The sequence below is a fragment of the Paracoccus sp. IB05 genome (genome assembly GCF_016405985.1).
Classification (GTDB): domain Bacteria; phylum Pseudomonadota; class Alphaproteobacteria; order Rhodobacterales; family Rhodobacteraceae; genus Pseudogemmobacter.
Genome location: NZ_JAEFCF010000106.1, coordinates 1 through 538 on the forward strand (window position 1 = coordinate 1; position 538 = coordinate 538).

The 538-nt window shown below is 62.3% G+C and carries 1 protein-coding gene; it reads right to left on the minus strand.

Annotated features, from left to right (window positions below; all coding sequences use genetic code 11):
- On the minus strand, positions 1 to 475 hold a 475-nt coding region (locus JC607_RS25250), incomplete at its 3' end, for an IS5 family transposase (RefSeq protein ID WP_198839451.1).
- Positions 476 to 538 lie beyond the last annotated feature (63 nt).

Consider the following 538-nt stretch of genomic DNA (forward strand, 5'->3'; position numbering starts at 1 on the left):
CCAGCGTCTCAGCATCAATCCCGAGGTGAACCTTGCGCCAGTCCCGCGGCTTCGACGGGCCGTGTTTCTTGGCCAGCCACTCGCCATCGCCCTCGGCTTTCACGCCAGTGCTGTCGATCAGCAGGTGCAGAGCGCCTGAGCTGGGGCGGTAGGGGATGTGGACGATCAAGGTCTTTTGGCGACGGCATAGGGTGCTGAAGTCCGGCACCGGCCAATCCAGCCCGGCAAGCTCAAGCAGACTGGCGATCATGCCAGTCGTCTGCCGTAGCGGTAGTCCGAACAGGGTCTTCAGCGTCAGGCAGGTCTGGATCGCGGCATCAGTGAAGACGGGCTGACGACCACGCTTGCCGGTTGGCGCGGCAAGCCACTGCGTCCTGGGGTCAAACCAGATCGACAGCGACCCACGCCGCGCAAGCGCAGCATTGTAGTCATGCCAGTTCGTGGTGCGGTAAGTCGGCGGCTTCGGTCTGCTCATACCGCCTGACTAACAGACTGGATTCGTGAGGTGAATCCTACGCTGCATTTGCGCAACAAAGCC